The 17885-nt window shown below is 63.8% G+C and carries 17 protein-coding genes; 5 read left to right on the top strand and 12 right to left on the bottom strand.

Annotated elements, in window-relative coordinates; all coding sequences use genetic code 11:
* Positions 1-2: 2 nt before the first annotated feature.
* Genes K1X41_RS06395 through K1X41_RS06380 form a run of 4 tightly spaced genes read right to left on the bottom strand, consistent with a single transcriptional unit; the run spans position 3 to position 3832 of the window.
* The gene (locus K1X41_RS06395) at positions 3-749 is read right to left on the bottom strand and encodes an acyl-ACP--UDP-N-acetylglucosamine O-acyltransferase family protein (protein ID WP_133617709.1); all 747 of its coding nucleotides are present in this window, start codon (positions 747-749) and stop codon (positions 3-5) included.
* A gap of 9 nt (positions 750-758) precedes the next feature.
* A complete protein-coding gene (locus K1X41_RS06390; protein ID WP_220175612.1) occupies positions 759-2741 on the bottom strand; it encodes a DUF6541 family protein in 1983 nt (660 codons plus the stop codon).
* A complete protein-coding gene (locus K1X41_RS06385) occupies positions 2741-3127 on the bottom strand; it encodes a DUF2304 domain-containing protein (protein WP_220175611.1) in 387 nt (128 codons plus the stop codon). The genes K1X41_RS06390 and K1X41_RS06385 overlap by 1 nt, the downstream gene beginning before the upstream one ends.
* 9 nt (positions 3128-3136) lie before the next feature.
* Complete coding sequence (locus K1X41_RS06380) at positions 3137-3832, bottom strand: glycosyltransferase family 2 protein (protein WP_220175610.1); 696 nt, start codon at positions 3830-3832, stop codon at positions 3137-3139.
* 58 nt (positions 3833-3890) lie between these two features.
* Here K1X41_RS06380 and K1X41_RS06375 point away from each other — a divergent pair, with 58 nt between their 5' ends.
* Positions 3891-5003, top strand: a complete 1113-nt coding sequence (locus K1X41_RS06375; protein WP_220175609.1) for a DegT/DnrJ/EryC1/StrS family aminotransferase — start codon at positions 3891-3893, stop codon at positions 5001-5003.
* Between the two features lie 37 nt (positions 5004-5040).
* Complete coding sequence (locus tag K1X41_RS06370; RefSeq protein WP_220175608.1) at positions 5041-6864, top strand: ABC transporter ATP-binding protein; 1824 nt, start codon at positions 5041-5043, stop codon at positions 6862-6864.
* Between the two features lie 5 nt (positions 6865-6869).
* Here the strand turns inward: K1X41_RS06370 and K1X41_RS06365 are convergent, their stop codons facing one another.
* A complete protein-coding gene (locus tag K1X41_RS06365) occupies positions 6870-7955 on the bottom strand; it encodes a glycosyltransferase (protein ID WP_133617703.1) in 1086 nt (361 codons plus the stop codon).
* A 282-nt stretch (positions 7956-8237) separates the two neighbouring features.
* On the opposite strand from K1X41_RS06365, the gene K1X41_RS15450 reads away from it, so the two are divergent.
* Complete coding sequence (locus K1X41_RS15450; protein WP_258566679.1) at positions 8238-8360, top strand: hypothetical protein; 123 nt, start codon at positions 8238-8240, stop codon at positions 8358-8360.
* Here K1X41_RS15450 and K1X41_RS06360 read toward each other — a convergent pair.
* From K1X41_RS06360 to K1X41_RS06345, 4 genes are read right to left on the bottom strand one after another with little or no spacing between them, the layout of a single operon-like run.
* On the bottom strand, positions 8357-9586 hold the full coding sequence (locus tag K1X41_RS06360; RefSeq protein WP_220175607.1) for a glycosyltransferase: 1230 nt from the start codon (positions 9584-9586) through the stop codon (positions 8357-8359). The two genes, K1X41_RS15450 and K1X41_RS06360, sit on opposite strands and share 4 nt — an antisense overlap.
* Positions 9583-10752 (bottom strand): glycosyltransferase, encoded by a 1170-nt coding sequence (locus tag K1X41_RS06355; RefSeq protein ID WP_220175606.1) that lies wholly within the window; start codon positions 10750-10752, stop codon positions 9583-9585. Before K1X41_RS06355 ends, K1X41_RS06360 begins: the two co-directional genes overlap by 4 nt.
* Positions 10753-10754: 2 nt before the next feature.
* Positions 10755-11927 carry a glycosyltransferase gene (locus tag K1X41_RS06350; protein WP_220175605.1) on the bottom strand — a complete coding sequence of 391 codons (1173 nt, stop codon included), beginning with the start codon at positions 11925-11927 and terminating at the stop codon, positions 10755-10757.
* Complete coding sequence (locus K1X41_RS06345; RefSeq protein ID WP_220175604.1) at positions 11911-13158, bottom strand: hypothetical protein; 1248 nt, start codon at positions 13156-13158, stop codon at positions 11911-11913. The genes K1X41_RS06350 and K1X41_RS06345 overlap by 17 nt, the downstream gene beginning before the upstream one ends.
* A 154-nt stretch (positions 13159-13312) precedes the next feature.
* Between K1X41_RS06345 and K1X41_RS06340 the strand changes: the two genes are divergently transcribed.
* Complete coding sequence (locus tag K1X41_RS06340; RefSeq protein WP_133617698.1) at positions 13313-13987, top strand: GCN5 family acetyltransferase; 675 nt, start codon at positions 13313-13315, stop codon at positions 13985-13987.
* 15 nt (positions 13988-14002) lie between these two features.
* On the opposite strand, the gene K1X41_RS06335 is transcribed toward K1X41_RS06340, so the two are convergent.
* Positions 14003-14905 (bottom strand): LpxD N-terminal domain-containing protein, encoded by a 903-nt coding sequence (locus tag K1X41_RS06335; protein ID WP_133617697.1) that lies wholly within the window; start codon positions 14903-14905, stop codon positions 14003-14005.
* A gap of 108 nt (positions 14906-15013) precedes the next feature.
* Between K1X41_RS06335 and K1X41_RS06330 the strand changes: the two genes are divergently transcribed.
* The gene (locus tag K1X41_RS06330; RefSeq protein WP_133617696.1) at positions 15014-15970 is read left to right on the top strand and encodes a Gfo/Idh/MocA family protein; all 957 of its coding nucleotides are present in this window, start codon (positions 15014-15016) and stop codon (positions 15968-15970) included.
* 96 nt (positions 15971-16066) lie between these two features.
* On the opposite strand, the gene K1X41_RS06325 is transcribed toward K1X41_RS06330, so the two are convergent.
* A complete protein-coding gene (locus K1X41_RS06325) occupies positions 16067-16270 on the bottom strand; it encodes a DUF6752 domain-containing protein (RefSeq protein ID WP_133617695.1) in 204 nt (67 codons plus the stop codon).
* Positions 16267-17844 (bottom strand): class I SAM-dependent methyltransferase, encoded by a 1578-nt coding sequence (locus tag K1X41_RS06320; RefSeq protein WP_220175603.1) that lies wholly within the window; start codon positions 17842-17844, stop codon positions 16267-16269. Before K1X41_RS06320 ends, K1X41_RS06325 begins: the two co-directional genes overlap by 4 nt.
* Positions 17845-17885 lie beyond the last annotated feature (41 nt).

Here is a 17885-nt window from a genome sequence, read left to right as displayed (position 1 = left end):
GCCTAGTTTGCCGGTTTTGACTGCACCTGTACTCGCATCGGCTCCAGTTCCCCCTGCGCTCGCCACCAGGCAATCGCAGTACCGAGCGTGCCGAGCTCGTCTGGCACCCAGTCTGTGCCGGTGAAGAAGTCACCACTGTTGTAGTGCGCGAGCAACACCGCGGTAAGCGCTGCGTCGTGCCCTGCACGCTCAATCCCGACAGCGTTCACGCCCGCCAAGCGCGGAGGGGTGCCGTAGACCTTTGCAAACGGCGGTACGTCACGCGTCACGGGCGTGCCCATTCCAACCATTGCACCGTGAGCGATTACGCGGCGCTGGTGCACGACGGCGTTCATGCCGATGTTCACTCGGTCACCGATGATGCAGTGGCCGCCAACGGATACGCCTGCTGACACGGTCGCGTCGGAGCCGAGTAGCACGTCGTGTGCGAGGTATGCGCGATTCAATACCCAGCTTCGGGGACCAACGGATGTTTCGCGGTAGGTGCCCTGGTGGATCACTGCGCCCTCACGAATCACGGCGCCAGCGCCGATTCGCACTCCGGCGTGCTCCAAATCACCGGTCCAAGCGGCATTCTGGCGGAGGCTCGACATCTCGGGCGGAGCGCCGATCTGCGCGCCAGGCCCGATCCAAGCGCCATCCTCGATGACGCACGGTCCGAGGACTACCGCACCGGGACCGACGGTGACATCGGCTCCGAGGATGACGCCCTCGCCAATAAAGGCCTGTGGACTGATTTGAGTAGACATGGGAACTCCTTAGCAGCCCGTGATTTGGTAGAGCACCGCGTCGCCCTCGCGGTCGACCTCGGTGAGGAGAGGGGACCGGTCAAGCTGTTTCAGCTTGGCGAACTGAGGCCAGACCTTCCCTGCATTCTCGAAGATATAGTCAGTCCCGAAATCAAGCACGAATCTCACGCCTAGGTCCGCGGAAGCCGCGCAGGCGGCGGCCGGATCAGACACCAGGGTGCCGACGAGCGTGTAGGCGCGAGGGTCATAGTTCCCGTTCGTGTGCGGGAACAACACGGCGCGATCGGCGAGTGCGTAGCTGAGTGAACTCCCGTTCAGCGGGTTGTTCGCAACGACCTCACCAGTAGGCACATCCTCATCAAGGCGCTCGAGGAGTGCTCGCTCGTCATGATCGAGCAACAATGCCTTGCGGCTGTCATACCCCTCCCGTACCGACTGCAGCGCCGAGAATGACCCGGCCTGTCCAGCAGCGAGCAGGAAAAGGATGGCAAAGCCAGCGAGCAGTCGGCGCGTGCGCTCTGGATGGCGGGCACGTAGCGTCGCAAACCGACGGAGACCGGGCCGCAACATGGACCATGCAGCTGACGCTCCGAGCACGGCGAGTGGCAGTGCGCCGAAGGGGACGAGTGAGGCCAGCCGGCGCGGATCGTTATACCAGGGGCCGACGAACATGGTGCGCCACTCACTTGAGGGGAAGCCATCGGATACCCAGTACAGGAATGCAAGGGCCGCGGCAGAGCCCAGGAGCCAGCGCAGACCGCGATGCCGCCACGCCAGTGCCACACCGAGCAGCACGATCAGCGAAACGGTCCAAGCGTGGCCTGCCAGGTGGGGCGTGCCACCAATAAGCTGCAGCGCCGCACTGCGAGGGCCGTAGAACCCCTGCCATGCGTTGTCATATGTCTGGCCAAAGATCCACGCGGCAGTGGTGAACACGATGAGGGCGACAACACCGAGCGCCGCTCCAACGCGCCGGAGCGCCGGGGCCATGGCTGGCTGGATCAAGAGGCCACTCGGGCCGAGTACCGGGCGATCTCGGAGTGCGCGCCACGCAACCATGAGCACTGGGACCATGCCCCAGGCGAGAGCCGCGTGGATGACGTTCGGGTGCGCAAGCACCGCGGCGCCAAGCGCGCCAAGGAAGAGCAGCCAGCGTGTGCCAGGCGCGAGCGGCAACGAGCGTCTGGCGGGACCAAGGTTGAGCAGTTGCAGCCCGGCCACGAGCAGATAGGGCAGCAATGTCAGCGCGAACAGATTTGGGTAGATCACCCCGTACCCCGCAAGGAAGAGCGGGAAATTGGGGAATGCGGCAGCGAGAGCTCCAGAAACAATCGTGACGTGCGTGCTGGGCCCCGCGACGGCTCGGCCGAGGGCAACGGCACCGATTGGCCACACAACCGCGGACACCACGAACAGGGCAGCATTGGTCGCAAGGGGGATGGTCGCCCCAGTGAGTTGGACAATGAGCGCTACGAATGCGTGCCAGAGGGCCGGATAGAACCCCGGGGAGCCAGGCGTAGTCAGCTCCATGCCGAACGGCGAGGCCGACCCTGTGTCGAGGATGTAGCGGACTGTATTCAGATGAAAGTTCGCATCAAACGTCTGGGAAATGGCTCCGGGAGAACCAAGGCCGGACGCCAGCGACACCGCAATGACACTGCCGCCGAGGGCGGCAGCCCCGAGCCCGATCCAGAGTTCAGCGTGCCGCACGCGTCCCGAGTTGGACAGGGCTGGTGCGCCGAGCCAGCGGCGAAGAAGCCACAGTGCGGCGGCGAGGAGAATCGCAATGCCAAGCGCAGGAATCAGCGACCAACTGATTCCGACGAAGGGTGTAACGACGGTGCTGAGCGCGAGTACGGCAAATGCTGCGGGCACGGCGACCAACGCGATTGCGAAACCACGCAGGCGGAGTGCGAGCGCGGCGGGCAAACCAAGCACCGCAATAATCAGTACCGCCGCGACGACGGGTGCCACGAGGGCGATCCAAGCCATCACGGTGTGCTCGTTTCCTCGGCTTCAGGAGGCGGGGTGGCGCCGGGGCTCCGCTCCGCAATCCTGACTTCCATGAGCGCGACGGCGCGTGCGAGCTCGGTGACCCTCGCGTCACTGCGTGCCTTTGCGCGCACTGTTGCGGTCGCGAAAATCAGCATCGCGACTATGAATACGTACAGCAGCAGGTCAGTGCCGCGGCCAATACCGAAGAAGTTGGCGACCGCGGTGAGCACGCCGGGGAAAACGATCGCGAGGACCGCTGCGGCGACAAACAGGATGGCGAAAATTCGTTTGAGCGCGAGCGAGCGCTCGCCAGGCAGAAAGCGCACGGCGAGAGTTGCCGCGATGACGACCGCCGCGATCAGGAGAAACTGGAAGAGCGTCATAGTGTGTCCCTACCGAATGATCAGGTCAACGAGGATGTTCACGGAGTTGAGCAGCGATTGACCTTTGGCCTTCGAATACTCCGAGTAGATCACTTCGACGGGGTGCTCTGCATACGGCAGCCCGGTGCGGCCGAGTTGGACGACGATCTCTGTACCGTGCGCCATACGATCCTGGCGCAACTTGATCCTGCGCAGCGCGTCAGCCCGGATGATGCGAAGCCCGTTGTGGGCGTCAGTGAGGCGCGTCCGTGTGGTCACATTTGTCACGGCTACTGCGGTCTTCAATACGATCTTCTTGAGAATGCCAGGGTTCGTGCGGTCGTCGAGAAACCGAGAACCGAACACGATCGCGAGGTCCTCTGCGCGGGCGCGCTGCAGCATCGCGACCGCGTCCTCGACTCGGTGCTGTCCGTCTGCGTCGAACGTCACAACGAATCGAGCGCCCCGTTCGAGCGCATAGTCGAATCCGGTTTGGAGCGCCGCGCCCTGGCCAAGATTGATGGGGTGCGTCACGACGCGGGCACCGGCGCGCCGTGCGATCTCCCCAGAGCCGTCGCTCGATCCGTCGTCGATGCAGACAACCAGGGGGAACTCGGGGAGGAGGCCCTGGACCACCTCAGCGATCACGGTCGCCTCGTTGTAGAGCGGGATCACCACCCAGGTGTCGCCAGCGGAAGCGGGCGCTGCCGCTGATTCAGAGGTCATACAGGTATTCTGGCAGATGAACGTCGGGCAATCCCGTGCCCACGAAAGGTGTGAATAGATGTCAGCAGAGTTCATCCCAGCGGCAAAGCCGATCATTGGCGACGAAGAGCGAGCTGCGGTAGACCGCGTTTTGCGCTCCGGCATGATCGCCCAAGGGCCGGAAGTGGCAGCCTTCGAATTGGAGTTCGCCGAACATTTCGTGAACGGGCGGGCCACAGTGGCCGTAAATTCAGGTACAAGTGGTCAACATCTTGGCTTGCTTGCGGCAGGTGTCGGAGCCGGCGACGAAGTGATCGTCCCCTCTTTCACGTTTGCTGCAACCGGTAACTCGGTGGCGCTCACCGGTGCGACCCCGGTGTTTGCCGACATCGATCCGCAGACCTTCTCGCTTGATCCCGATTCCGTGCGCGCGGCGATCACGCCTCGCACGAAAGGCATCATGCCGGTGCATCTGTACGGGCACCCGTTCCTCGTCGATCAGATTGAGGCGATTGCCAAGGAGCACGGCCTCGCAATCTACGAGGACGCGGCCCAGGCCCACGGTGCTTCCTGGAACGGTCGCCCGGCAGGTACCATCGGGGATTTCGCGATGTTCAGCCTCTACCCGACAAAGAACATGACGTCTGGTGAAGGCGGCATGGTGACGTGCGCGACTGACGACCTCGCGCGGAACGTGCGCCTCCTTCGCAACCAGGGCATGGAAACGCAGTATGCGAATGAGGTCATCGGCTTCAACGCGCGGATGACGGATCTGCACGCAGCGATCGGTCGCGTGCAACTCACCAAAGTCGACGCGTGGACTGCGCAGCGTCAGGCGAACGCCGCAGCGTTGAACGCCGGGCTTGCCGGGATTGCCGGGCTCACCCTGCCATACGTGGCGGCAGAAGCCGTGCACGTGTATCACCAGTACACGATCCGCGTCGATGCTGCGGAGCGGGATGGCCTGCGCGACGCGCTGAAGGCGGAGCACAACATTGGCTCCGGCGTGTACTATCCGATCCCGAACCACCGGCTCCCGTCTCTCGCACACTTCGCGCCTGGACTCGAGCTTCCCGAGACCGAGCGAGCAGCGTCCGAAGTGCTCTCGCTGCCGGTGCACCCGTCGCTCGCCGCTGGCGACGTCGATCGCATTATCGCTGGAGTCACCGCTGTGCTGCAGGCGGGGGCGTAGGCTCGGGCCCCTTCGCGTTCGCGAAGCCTGACACGTTATGAAAGAAATCTGGTCGGTCCTCCGGCAGCTCCTCCCGCTGCTCCCACAGGGAGCACAGCGCTACTTCGTTGGTTTCATGGTGGCGACAAGCCTGATCACGGCACTTGACGCGGTCGGCATGGCGTTGCTCGCCATCGTCATTGGGCCTGCGCTCACGGGCGATACCATTTCGCTTCCAGTGATCGGGGACGTGGCCCCGGAGAGCGCGCCGATCTTCGTGCTCATTGCCCTGCTGCTGATGATTCTGAAGTCCGTGCTCAATGTGGTGCTGCAGTGGTTTGCTACCCGGCGCTTCGCGCGGTACGAGCTGGAGATCGGGGACCGGCTCTTCCGGGCCTACATCAACTCCAGCTGGGAGGAACGGGCAAAGCGCTCCGTCGCAGAGATCACCCGTATTGCAGATGCCGGAATCGCGAACACGATGGCCGGGTTTGTGCTGCCAATCATGCGGATCCCGAGCTCGTTCTTCACGTTCGTGCTGGTGCTCGGTGTGCTCGTGGTGGCCGACCCGATGACCTCAGCGATCGCGTTCGTGTATCTCTCGCTCGTCATGCTGCTGGTGCACTTCGTGGTTACGAAACGCGCGCTCGAAGCCGGCCAGGTCAACCTCTATTACGGCTACCGGGTAGCCAATCTGATGACCGAGATGATCGATGCGCTGAAGGAGCTCAGCCTGCGCAACCGGCTGAGTGAAGTAGCGGATCTGGTGACAAATAACCGACGGCACAGTGTGCGGGCCCGCGCCAACGGTGCGTTCCTGGGAATCTTGCCGGGCTTCGCCTACGAGGCTGCGCTGTTCGGCGGCGTCATCCTCATCGGTGGCTTCGCCGTCTGGCAGGGCGGAATGGCTGCTGGCCTGAGCTCTGTCGCGCTCTTCGCGATGACCGGCATCCGTCTCATCCCGGCACTCACCGGCCTCCAGGGAGGCATCGTGCAGGCGACCGCCAGCACTCCCGGCGCGAAGGATGTCATCGGCGACATGATTGCCGCTGAGCGCGACATGGAAACCTCGCAGGCGCCTGCCGACACGGCGACGCTCGCTGAGCGGCCAGGAAAGCTCCGGCTCGCGGACGTTCACTTCCGCTACCCGGCGGCCGAGGACGAGGTGATTCGCGGCATGTCGCTGGAGATCCCATTCGGCAGCTCCGTCGGAATTGTCGGCCCGTCTGGCGCGGGTAAGTCGACACTGATCGATCTCCTGCTGGGGCTGAGTCAGCCCTCGTCAGGGGAACTCGAGATCGACGGAGAATCGCTGCGCTCAGTATTGAAACAGTGGCGCGGTCGCGTGGGCTATGTGCCGCAGCGGGTGGCGCTGTTCGACGCCACCATTGCGCAAAACGTTGCGTTGACCTGGGGCGATGATCTGGACCGGGACCGCGTGGAGCACGCGCTGCGACGTGCACAGCTCGGCACCCTCATCGACTCGCGCGCCGGCGGCATCGACGAACGCATCGGCGAGCGCGGGGTGTCACTCTCCGGCGGACAGCAACAGCGGCTCGGCATCGCTCGTGCGCTCTACACTGACCCGCTCGTGCTGGTGCTCGACGAATCGACCAGCTCGCTCGACACCAAGACTGAGGACGAGGTCACGAAGGCGATCCGGAGCCTGCAGGGCGAGGTGACGCTGATTTCAGTTGCGCACCGGTTGTCGACGATCAAGGACTACGACCGGATCTGCTACCTCGACGACGGTGTCATCGTGGCGCAGGGCAGCTTCACTGAGGTGGCGCGTGCGCACCCTGCGTTTGGTGAGCAGGTTGCGCTGGCTGGCCTCGCGTCGGAGCTTGGGGTTGGGGAGCCGGAGAATCCGGCGGCACCGTAGCGGGACTAGCGCTTCCCGTTCATGATCCGGAAGCCAGCGAAGAGTGTGCGGAACGGGGCCTGTGCACGCAGCGCGAGGAACGGATTGCGTGTCAGGAGCGTCGGTACCGACAGATACGCGTGGCGAGCTTCGAGACCCCGCAAAATGTCTGCCGGTGTGCCGCTTGGATCACGGAGGGCGTCGAACACTCGTCGGTCGGCGAGTGAGAGGAGCGCGGTCGCTCCCGGCGCGATGTGCTCGAAGCGGTCGAGCAGCGCAAGAATATCGGAGCGGTTCTCAGCAAGCGCCTCAGCTGAACCGATCCGAGCGAGCACCGCGTCAAACACGTGGATCCGGATCAGCTTGACGACAATCGCGATCCGATCTGCCCGGCTGGCGCGCGCGAACCACGCGAATGACTCAAGCTCATCGAGGAACGAGAAATCTTGGGCGAGTGGTCGCGGAGATGCCGTGACGCGATCGGACGCATCGTCGTTGATGACGTACGCGGGGCCATCCAGATCGTAGGCGAGACGTTGGCCGGTGAACCAGAGCGTGAGCGAGTACGCGAGGTCTTCGCCGGAGGGGAGCCCTTCCGTGAGGCGAAGCTCACCGAAGCGCGCTCGGTCGATGAGGCCAAGTGGGGCACTGCGGTACGCAAGGCGGTCGCGCCGGCCGTGCAGCGCGCGCGTGCGGCGGCCATTGCGCACAGGTGGATATGGATCAGTGCGCCCGTCTGCGAGCTGGATTTTCGCGATAACGACCTCTGCGCGCGTGGCCTCATGCACCGCAAGCCACGAGTCGATCGCCCCGGGGGCGAGTTCGTCATCAGAACCCATCACGGAGATGAACGGGGCGGTCGAGGACGCAAAACCAAAGTTCATCGGGCCGGCCGGGGAGGGGATCCCATCTCGGAGTTCAAGCAGCCGCAGCCGGGGATCGCTCGCGAAGCGTCCGAGGTTCGTGCGGATGATCTCCGGATCGATATTGTGCGCCACGACATTGACCCGCACGGGTGCCACGGTGTGATCGAGCACCGAAGCGACCGCTCGGGCGACGGGACGTGAGGCGGAGTGGACAGCGATCGTGATATCGACGCGTGGATCAGACATAGTTTCGATCGTACCGGCCCAGTCAGCTGTCTCGTGCAGCGGAGACTTCGCGGAGACACCGATTCGCCTGCAGTGTCTCCACTGTTTTCCAGCGATGTTCACCGCGACTCCTGCATCACTCGACAGGCGGACTCGCCAGGGCCGAAATGCGGCTGACAGGCAGCGCTCCCGGAAATCAGATTCGGTCTGGGCTCCGTGTTCTGCGATCAGGGCCGTCCCTCGCGCTCTGAAGCCAGCTGAAACCGTCATGAGGTTGCGCTTCGATGAGGGGAGCCCCTCCTCATGGTTGCCGTTGCGCTCTCGAACATTCCATACGCGCTGCATGACTGGATCGAGTACCCGGTTGAGCGCAGGGTGCGCAGCTGGAAAGATGCGCCGGATCAGCGCACGATCAGGATGCTCTAGACGGGATCGACCCAATGGTGGATGAGCGCCGCAGCACTCATCGCGCCAGAGTGCACTCCCGAGACGTACTCAGGTCCCGCTGCAGCTGCCGCGCGAGCAGCGACAGGATCTGCGAGGAGGGCGGCAATAACGTCGTGCAGCGTGTCCGGTGTCGCCTCAACGATCGGGAGCTCCAGGCCGGTGTCGCGCAGGATGCGCGCGCGGACGGATGGAAGCACGTGCCCGACAACGACGCGGCCAGCCGCCATCGCCTCGCAAGCGGCGACCCCGTACGAACCGACGCGGAACTGATCGAGCACAATGTCGGCCGCGGCAAACACGCCCGGCATTTCCGCGGCGGGCGTCGCGGTGATGAGCTCGTACTCGATCTCTCCGGATTCGATGAGGGGAGCGAGTGCAGGCTCGATCCGGTCACTGCCTTTCTGCAAAGGGTTGCTTGAGGCATGGATCACCCGTATGCGCTCGCCGTCAGTAGCGAACGCGGAGTCAGCAGCCGTGAAGCGTGCGGTATCGACCACCACCGGGCACCATACGGCCCATGGGAGGTCCGCCGCAAGATCGGGGGTTGAGATGAACGTTGGCCTGCGGAGCTGTTCAAGCAATGCAATGTTCGCTTGGGCGTCTGTCCGCAGCACCGGTGTGCGCGGGTCCTCCCCATATGGCGACCAGGGGGTCAGCTCCATGTGGTGGTCAGGATCGCGGACATCGGTGCCGTGTCCGAGGAACGCGACGGAGACGCCGGCTGCTTCGAGCGCGGCAACTTCGGCGTGTATGTTGCGCCCGAACTGCTTGCCAAAGATGGGCCGCTCGGCTTCGAAAAGTACGTGAGTAAACTGACGTACCGCCGCCCATTCTGCCGCCGCCCAGTCAGCTGAAGCGTTCACTGCGGCAATGGGAACAAGTGTGTCGGCAAGGAACGCGTACCCGCCAGGCAAATCAATCGCCATATTGCGGGCGCCGATCCGTGAATCAGCGGACTCGAGTGCCCGTGCCCACAGGTACCCCTGCCCGGCATAGTTCGTTGGCGCGACATACACCCGGATCTCCGCGTCGGGAACGCTCGTGACTGCGGCATCGCCGCCCGAGCCCATGAGGCGGGCGCTGAGCTTCCCTACGAGGCCGTCGGGATTGCGTGCGGCAGACTCCATCAGGCGCTGCGCCCACTGAGGCAACTTGGAGCGGTGTGCCACGGCCCAGCCGGCGAATCGGGAGAAGAGGGAAGTCATGCGGTCCTCGACCCGGGGCGCGACCCAACAGCAGCGATGCGTGCGGCGACGCGCTCGGCCACGGCGCGCATCGAATGGTGCTCTGCGGTCCATACCGCGACGCGCTGTCGCTCAGAGGCGCTGAGCGGGGCATCGACAGCAGCGCGCATTGCCGCAGCGATGGCCTCGGGCTCGTATTCGACCGCCGCACCGACGGGCACCTGTGTTGCGGCTTCTGCAATGAAGGGAGCCGTGGGGCCGGGGCCAGCGAAGATGACCGGGCAGCCTGCCGCGAGCGACGAGTATGCTTTTGAGGTGAAGGCGTACTCGTAACCTCCGCCTGGTTTCAGCGTAGCGAGGCTGGCGACTGCGCTGGAGAGCTGGGGACTGAGCTCGGCAGCAGGTACCGGTTCAGCGAACTCAACAGCAGCAGCGATACCGAGCGCAGTCGCCCGCGACACCATGGCGTCCTGACCGGTGCCATTGCCAATGAAACGGAGCCGGTAGCCGGGGTGAGTCTCGGAAAACAGCGCGAATGCCTCGATCAGGATGTCTGCGCCGTGGAGTCCCGTGTAGGTCCCGGCGTAAATGAAGAGTTTCTCGTGCGGGACCTCTCGATATCCGAACACGGAAGTGTCCGCACCGAAGCCAGCAACGTCGATCGGGGTCGTGACCCCAAGCTGCCTGACCCGATCGACGACTCCGTGTGAGATCGTGACGAGCTCAGCGGCACCCCGCATCGCAAACTTTTCGAGCAAGCGCAGCACCTTGACCACGACACCGGAGCTCGTTGCCTGCGCCGCCGCATCAGACCAGATGTCCGCAGCGTCGTAGACATAGGGAATCTGTCGCAGCGCACACACGACTCGGACGACGGCGCCAGTGGTGGGCGGTGGCTCAACAAACACGGCGGCCGGGCGGCGCGAGAACAGCAGCCGGAAGGCGAGCGGGATATCAAAACTCATGTACTGCAGGTAGCCGCGCACGTACCCGTTCGCGTCGCGCAAGACCGGAAAGGTCTTCACCCGCTCGCCGCGCGAGGCTTCGCCTTGACCGGGCAGTGGTTTTGCGGTGAGTACCTCGACCTCGTGGCCCCCAGCCGTCAGCGCGTCAGCGACAGAACCGAGGAAGAACGACGCAGCCGACGGTTCGGGCCGGTAGATCCTGGTAGTAATAATGATCCGCATTGTTATGCGTCCAAAAAGTGCTGCATCAGCGCGTTGCGCGAGTAGTCGCCGCTGTGGAGCCGGCGCACGAACTCGGGCCCCTGCGCCGCGATTTCCCGGTAGTGATCCCGCCTCGCAGCGATGTCACGGAGCATCGATTCAATGGTGCCTGGAGTCGTCTCAGGAATCGGGAGCGCCATGCCGGCGCGAGATTCCACCTCGGCTCGGACCTGGTCACTCACGTGGGCGAGGACGATCCGCCCAGAGGCCATAGTTTCACAGGCAGCGACCCCGTAGTCCGCGCCGCGGAACTGGTCCAACACCACATCTGCGTCTGCGAAGATTGCGGGCATCTGATCGTTCGGGATCCCGCGCAATTCGACATACTCAATGAGGCCTTCATCGTGCAGCCGCCGAGCGATCGGGGCGATGAGCGTTGTGCCCTTCGGAATTGGATTCGTTGGTGCGTGCACGACCTTGAGGCGGTCGCGCACCAGCAGCGGCTCATCGTTCGACCACCTCTCTGGATCAATAATGACTCCGAGGAAATGCGCCTCAGGCACATCAAGTAAGAGGCCCGCGGTCGAGACGAAGGTTGGCACGCCGAGATCGTCGATCAACTTGAGGTTCTTGCTGACGACCTTTTCTACCAGCTCAGGGGCGACCCATTCGTCGGTGTGGAAATAGGACCACTCGTGCAGCTCGGCGTGACGCGAGGGCAAACGAATGTCAGTGCCATGCCCCACGATCGCGAGTTTCAGGCCCGCTTCCTGCAATTCGGCCGCCTGCCGGTACATATCGCCGGAGTAGCGACCACCGAGGATCGGAAAGCACGCCTCGATCAGCACGTGAGTGTACTGCTCGGACAACGTTTCCAGCATCGACCGCTGCCAGGATCGTGAATGCTCAGCAGTCCGCCACGGAACGGTGTAGTCCGAGGCATATCCCAGCGGGTTGTTCGCTTCATGGACATAGTTGCGCGCGGAAACCCGTCCGGTCTCCTCGACTGCGCGGGACCAACGATACCCCTGGCCAGCATAATTCACCGGCCCAACGAGGAGACGGATCGGCATCTGCGGATCGGGCACTGGCGGCGGCGGTGGGACCGCTCCGCGCAGGCGGTCAACGCCGGAGGCGATTGCGTCTTGTGCAAGCTTTGGCGTGAGATTCCAGAGTCGTTCAGCTGCTGGGTGCACCGACCGGGTCCTTTCGATCGTCGAAATGTGCGTCAGGCGCAGCGAGCCAGTGCTCGCGGAGTGCCTGCGCCGACATGCGGCCGTCGTGCACGGTCCGCACAAAGTCAATACTGCGTGTCGCTTGCGCGGAAAGATCTGAGAGTGCCGCGAGTCCCCGCAGCACCTGCTCCAGCGAGTCCGGTGTCGCCTCAAGGATGGGAAGTTCAAGCCCGCTCGCCTCTTGAACTGCCGAGCGTACCTGCGCCGAAACTTGGCCGATTGCCAGGCAGCCAGCGGCCATCGCTTCACACGCGGCAACACCATACGACCCGGCACGGAACTGATCCAAGAGGACGTCTGCCTCAGCAAACACCGCGGGCATCTCGGCGGACGGGACGCCCTGGATCAAACGAAACTCGATCAGGCCCTCGGCTTCGAGTCGTTCGATCGTCGGCATAATCATGGCGGTGCCCTTGTAGGCCGCGACTGAGGGCGCGTGTACCACTCGGAGCGGTGCGGCAGGCGGTCGCGCCACGCGGTTCGGTGCTGCCCAGCGATCCAGGTCGACCATGACGGGACACCAGACAGCGTGCGGCAGATCCACCAGCAGATCGGGAGTGGACACGAACACGGGACGACCGCTGTCGGTGACGAATGCAATATTGCGCGCGGCCAGCTGCTCAGCGCGGGGGAGATACACCGCTTCGTCAGCGTAGTAGGAAAGTGGATTGCCGTCGATGTGTCGCGACGGAAGACGCGCGTCCGTGCCGTGTGCCAGGTACGCAACACTGACACCGCGTGCGCTCAGGGCTGCTGCTTGCGCGGCAACAGAGCGTCCCATGAAGCGACCGAAGGGAGGTTCCTCGGCCTCGATGAGCACGTGGGTTGCGCTCGCCGCAGCCTCGAATTGGCGCTGCTGCCAGTCTGCATCGTTGTGGTAGGTGCCGACCGGCACCAAGAGGTCAGCGTCGAACGCGAATCCACCTGGCACTTCCATCGCCATATTGCGTGCGGAAATGCCAGGATCCATCTTTTCGAGCGCGCGCGCCCACGCCTTGCCCTGGCCTGCGTAGTTCACAGGGGCGATCAGCACGCGAGTGGGGGCATCGGCAAACTCGGTCGCCGGAACCGAACCAAGGGGGGCTGGGCTTCCGAGGCGGCGTGCCGCGATCTTGCCCAGCACGCTCATCGGGGCGTCGGCGAGGCTGTCAATCCAGTGGTTTACCCACGCGGGAAGGCGGTTGCGGTTCACGATGCGGGAAAAGCCACTCGGTTCAGTGTTGCCATGCGTGCAATCCTACCGCGGGGTCTCGTTTCCGAACCCGGGTCACGTAGCATGGGGAAGATTGTGTTCTTGACAGACCCGAGCCGGCGCAAGCTGGCCGCGACCTGGACGGTAGGCCGGCGTGACCTCAACTGCAACTGAAACGTACGACTACTCGCTCAGGTCGTACGCCGACACGCTCCGTGCGTATCGCGAGGCCGGATACGCGGTGACCGGGTTCGAACGGTACTTGGCTGCCCCGCAGGAGAAGCACCTCGTATTGCGACACGACATCGACAACACGATTGAGCAGGCCATGCGCGTGGCGCGCGTTGATGCTGAGGCTGGATGCTCGTCGACGTTCTTCCTGCGCGTGCACGCGCGCGGCTACAATCTCATGAGCTTGCAGTCCCTGCAGTTCATTCAGGAGATGGAGGCGCTTGGCCACGAAGTCCAGCTCCACCTCGAAGGTGGTCTGAGCGACTGGCTCGGCGGGGACAACTGGTCTTGGGCTGAACGCCAGCGCGCGGTGTTCGAAGCAGCGGTGGGGCGCCCACTCGGCGGATTCAGCTCTCATGAACCGGCTCGTATGGGTGGCATGGACTTCGCGAACGCGCTGCGCGAAAAGTGGAACGACACCGTCGCTTATCACGCTTACGAAGAACGGTTCATGATGCCGAACATGAAGTACCTGAGCGACTCCAGCGGGCGCTGGCGCGAGGGGCACTTCGGCCAGTGGGTCGGCAAAGAGCCGCTCATGCAGGTGCTCACGCACCCGTTCTGGTGGTTCGAGAAAGTCCCAGCCGAGAACTACTAGCGGCCCGGCGCGGCGCTACTTCTTGTTGTCGCCGAGCCGCTTCGCGGGGTTCCCGACCCGGACCTCGTTCTCCGGGATCGACTTCAGGGCTACCGCCCCGATCCCGAGCAGGGAATCCTTGCCGAGCGTGAGCCCCTGAATGATTGAGGCGTTCGGACCTATCCAGACGTCATCCTCGACGACGACGCTGCCGGACACCTCTGCGCACGCAGTGATGATCACGTTGCGGCCGATCCGGCAGTTGTGCGCAATGTGCACGTGGTCATCGATCTTCGTGTAATCCCCGATCACGGTGGGAGCGATCGTGCCGGAGCACACCGTGGTGAAATTGCCGACCTCGGTGTGAGCGCCCAGGCGCACGGAGCCGATGTGGGGCACATGGAAATTGTTGCCATTGGCGTCCTTCTCGATGCCGAAGCCCTCCTCGCCCACCACTGCCTGGCTCTTCACCAGCGCGTGCGGGCCGACCACGACGTTGCGCCCGATCACGACGTGATCCCGAATCTCCGCGTGTGCTTCGATGATCACACCGGCTCGGATCACGCTGTACTCGCCGATGTGTGCAGTGTCGTGCACGATCGCCGTCTCGTGCACCCGGGCGGTCGCAGCGATCCCCGGTTCCATCTGTGGGGCGAAGTGTCGCGCCACAGTCTGGCCGAATGCGGCGCGCGGGTTGGCTACGGGGATGATCGCACCTCGTGCAGGAGCAGGCAATTCGACTCCTTCGGGCGCCAGCACTACGGCGCCAGCGGCGAGTGCCGCGCCGAGCGGTGCCGCAAAACGCTCGACATCGCCGACGAAGGTGAGCGTGTCTGCGGTGGCGTCGACAAGTGGAGCCGGGACCGAGATTCTGAGGTCCGCGCCAATGAGATCGGCGGTGAAGTCGTCTGCGAGCGCGCGAGCGGTGAGGTCCGTCATGTCCCCCACTGTAGCTCGGCAAGGGAATCCCTGCTTCGGACCCCGTAAACTGGAGAGGTTCGTCTCGACGCCTCGGGAACGGATCGCTGGAAGTGTTGGAGGAGACGCATGGCAAACCCGAACATCGTGCTTTTCGGAGCTGGAACGATGGGCCGCAATCACGCTCGGATTATTTCCGCCTCCGCGCGCGCCAACCTCGTCGGCATCGTCGACCCGTTCGAGCAGAACGGGCGCGCGGCAACTGACCTCTACGGCGGCGACTGGTTCCCAGCAGCCGAGGAAGCGCTCAAGCACGCTGACGCGGTGGTTGTCGCGGCGTCGACCGAGTACCACTACGACATCGCGCGTCAGATCTTGGACGCCGGCATTCCGGTGCTCATTGAAAAGCCGATCTGCCCCTCGCTCGAGCAGACCGAAGAGATTCTGACCATCGCAGAGCAGCGTGGCGTCCCCGTGCAGTGCGGCTTCCTTGAGCGCTATAACGCCGGCGTGATCGCCGCGGAGTCGCTCATCGAGGATCCAGTGTATGTTCGTGCCGAGCGGCACTCGCCGTACTGGGCGCGCATTAAGACCGGTGTTGCCTGGGACATGCTCGTGCACGACGCAGACCTCGTGTCGCGTCTCTTCGGTTCAGTGTCTCCGTCCACTGTGAGCGCAGAACTCGGGTACTTCCATCCGGAGTCGCAACCGGGAGCTGAAGACGTCATCGACATGACCCTTCGGTTCCCGAACAACGGAATCGCCTCCGCCTCTGCGAGCCGGATCGGTCAGCGTAAGGTGCGTCGTCTCACGATCCAGTCGCTCACCTCCATGGTTGAGGTGGATCTGCTGCTCCGGAGTGTCACGAAGTATCGTCACGCCAATATCGAGAGCACGGATGGCCGCGCCGGATTCAAACAGATGACGGAGATGGAGGTGCCAGAGGTCTCTGGCCTCGAGCCCCTCGCAGCGCAGTTCGAGCACTTTGTTGATCTCGTCCAGGGTACGGTCGACATGGACGAAGAGAGACGGAGCATTCTGCCTGCACACCGCATCATCGCGTCGGCGCTCAGCTCCGAGGCCTAAGCGTCGCTCTCGGCCCCTGGAATGATCCCGCGCGACTGCGCGTCGGTGGTCGCGTGAGCTTTCGGGCCACGTGATCAGCGGGCACGCCGCTCACCGCTACGGAGACAGCTGCTGCTCCACCAGGTCGACGAGTTCGGCGACACGGAGGCTGTCGCGGCGAAGCTCATCAAGTTCGGCCTCGAGCTGTGTGATGCGCTCGCGCTCGGTTTGTAGCTCAGCTTGCAGGCTGCGAATGTGTGCGCCGGAGAGGCGGTTGCGGAGCCGGGTGAGCGGACTGGCCGTGGCGTGTGGTTCTTTCATGCTGCCCTCCCTGGGCGTGAGGTAGGAGTTGCGTGAGAGCCGAGGTGCACTCTGGCCCCGATCGGGCGGCGCTCAGCGAAACTCGGAGCAGTTACGGGGAGCGGCACAAATTCGACGCGGAGTCCGTAGGACGCAGCCTCGGCGCTGAGTTCCCCTTCAGTGAGGTGCCAGCCGGTTGGGTCATCGAAGTGAACGTCTGGTGCATGGTGAGCATTGAAGGTGAACCGAGCGCTGCCACCGCTGCGGAGCGCCATTCGCAGGAGACGCCACCCCTGTTCCCGGCCGCGGTGTCCGAGCTGTTCGAAGAGATGGTTTGCAACGGCATCAAAAGGGCCCGAAACTCCGTTCGCCCGGGGTGCAGCGAGCGCCGTGAGCCGGTAAAAGTTTGTGTGGGCGAACGTCACAGAATCACCGTTCATCGCTCCAGCGCGACTCACGTGCAGGCCCACATCTGAATAGTCGAGTCCGAGGGCGTTCGGGCCAGGGTGGGCTGCGGCGAGAGCACGCGTCAAGACGCCGTCTCCGCAACCCAGATCGACCAGGGTCGACGAGGAGAATGCTGCGACTTCCGCGAGTAGCCACGCTGCACCAGAGGCCCACTGTGGATCTCCGCCGCGGACGGCGCCGTGCGCAAACCGCTCGTCCCAGAACTCACGGTGCAGATTAAAAGATCCGAACCAGTTTTCAAACCGGCGGCGAGTCGCCACCGGGGTCTCGAGCACATACCCAGGGATCGGCGTACGCCAGTTCGCATCGTAGTTTACGGTGAGCCAGCGTGCCGGGTCCGCCGGGGCAGGGAACTGCAGTCGGTTGATCTCAACGGATCCGAACGGGAGGAGTTCGTCGCGGCGCATGTCACCCCGGACATGGAACGGTTGATTGATTTTCCCGTCTGTCGTGAAGAACGCGGCAAACACGTCGATGTAGTGCTCTACGGCGCCGCTGTCGTCGCGGAACAGCAATTGCATATGTGTTGCGCTGTGGCGACGCAGCTCGTAGCCTGCTGCAACGAGTTGAGATCCAACGCGGAACGCTTCGACCGCGACATCTGCGGGCGAATCATGTTCTGAGAGATACGCAATATCTGCGTCGTCATCGTGGGGGAGAAGCTTTCCGGTCCGCACCGCTCCGAGCAGCGTGCCGCCAACAACGAAGGGTCGCAGCCCGAGCCCTTCGAGCAGAGCTATGAGTCGTGCAGAGCGTTCAAGGATGAGCTCCTGGACCTCTTCACCCAGGGCTTCGAGCGCGACACCGAGCCGACCCCACTTGTTAATCACAAGCGGAGCGCCGACCTCATCGGTGACCCTGGTACGTCCGGCCTCATCGTCAAACATCGTCTCGGACGCAGCAAGCTCGACGCTGGAGCCGGAGTCGTGCACGCTGAGTCGAGTACGTCCAGTAAGGAATGGCTGGAGCGCTTGCGGCCACGCGAATCGGTGCGGCCCACCGGCCGGATCCTCGTCACGAACATCGATCGACCACACGCGTGCGCCGTCAAAACAGATATCGATAGATGCGGTGCCAGCAGAGATCTCATCGACGATGAGGAGAAGTGGGGTGGCGGATACGTTCATAGAATGAGTGCCGTTCGGCGAATCTCACCATTCTAGCCTCG

The organism is Leucobacter luti, assembly GCF_019464495.1.
GTDB classification, from domain to species: domain Bacteria; phylum Actinomycetota; class Actinomycetes; order Actinomycetales; family Microbacteriaceae; genus Leucobacter; species Leucobacter luti_A.
Note: the sequence above shows the minus strand (reverse complement) of the source record. Positions and strands in the feature narration are given on the sequence as shown.

Bases quoted from the DNA above. Each gene is read 5' to 3' on its own strand.
- K1X41_RS06335 (WP_133617697.1), bottom strand. From the start codon at position 14,905: ATGACGGACCTCACCGCTCGCGCGCTCGCAGACGACTTCACCGCCGAT.
- K1X41_RS15450 (WP_258566679.1), top strand. From the start codon at position 8,238: ATGGTTGCCGTTGCGCTCTCGAACATTCCATACGCGCTGCATGACTGG.
- K1X41_RS06395 (WP_133617709.1), bottom strand. From the start codon at position 749: ATGTCTACTCAAATCAGTCCACAGGCCTTTATTGGCGAGGGCGTCATC.
- K1X41_RS06320 (WP_220175603.1), bottom strand. From the start codon at position 17,844: ATGAACGTATCCGCCACCCCACTTCTCCTCATCGTCGATGAGATCTCT.
- K1X41_RS06355 (WP_220175606.1), bottom strand. From the start codon at position 10,752: ATGCGGATCATTATTACTACCAGGATCTACCGGCCCGAACCGTCGGCT.
- K1X41_RS06390 (WP_220175612.1), bottom strand. From the start codon at position 2,741: ATGGCTTGGATCGCCCTCGTGGCACCCGTCGTCGCGGCGGTACTGATT.
- K1X41_RS06375 (WP_220175609.1), top strand. From the start codon at position 3,891: ATGTCAGCAGAGTTCATCCCAGCGGCAAAGCCGATCATTGGCGACGAA.
- K1X41_RS06360 (WP_220175607.1), bottom strand. From the start codon at position 9,586: ATGACTTCCCTCTTCTCCCGATTCGCCGGCTGGGCCGTGGCACACCGC.
- K1X41_RS06370 (WP_220175608.1), top strand. From the start codon at position 5,041: ATGAAAGAAATCTGGTCGGTCCTCCGGCAGCTCCTCCCGCTGCTCCCA.
- K1X41_RS06380 (WP_220175610.1), bottom strand. From the start codon at position 3,832: ATGACCTCTGAATCAGCGGCAGCGCCCGCTTCCGCTGGCGACACCTGG.
- K1X41_RS06385 (WP_220175611.1), bottom strand. From the start codon at position 3,127: ATGACGCTCTTCCAGTTTCTCCTGATCGCGGCGGTCGTCATCGCGGCA.
- K1X41_RS06325 (WP_133617695.1), bottom strand. From the start codon at position 16,270: ATGAAAGAACCACACGCCACGGCCAGTCCGCTCACCCGGCTCCGCAAC.
- K1X41_RS06365 (WP_133617703.1), bottom strand. From the start codon at position 7,955: ATGTCTGATCCACGCGTCGATATCACGATCGCTGTCCACTCCGCCTCA.
- K1X41_RS06330 (WP_133617696.1), top strand. From the start codon at position 15,014: ATGGCAAACCCGAACATCGTGCTTTTCGGAGCTGGAACGATGGGCCGC.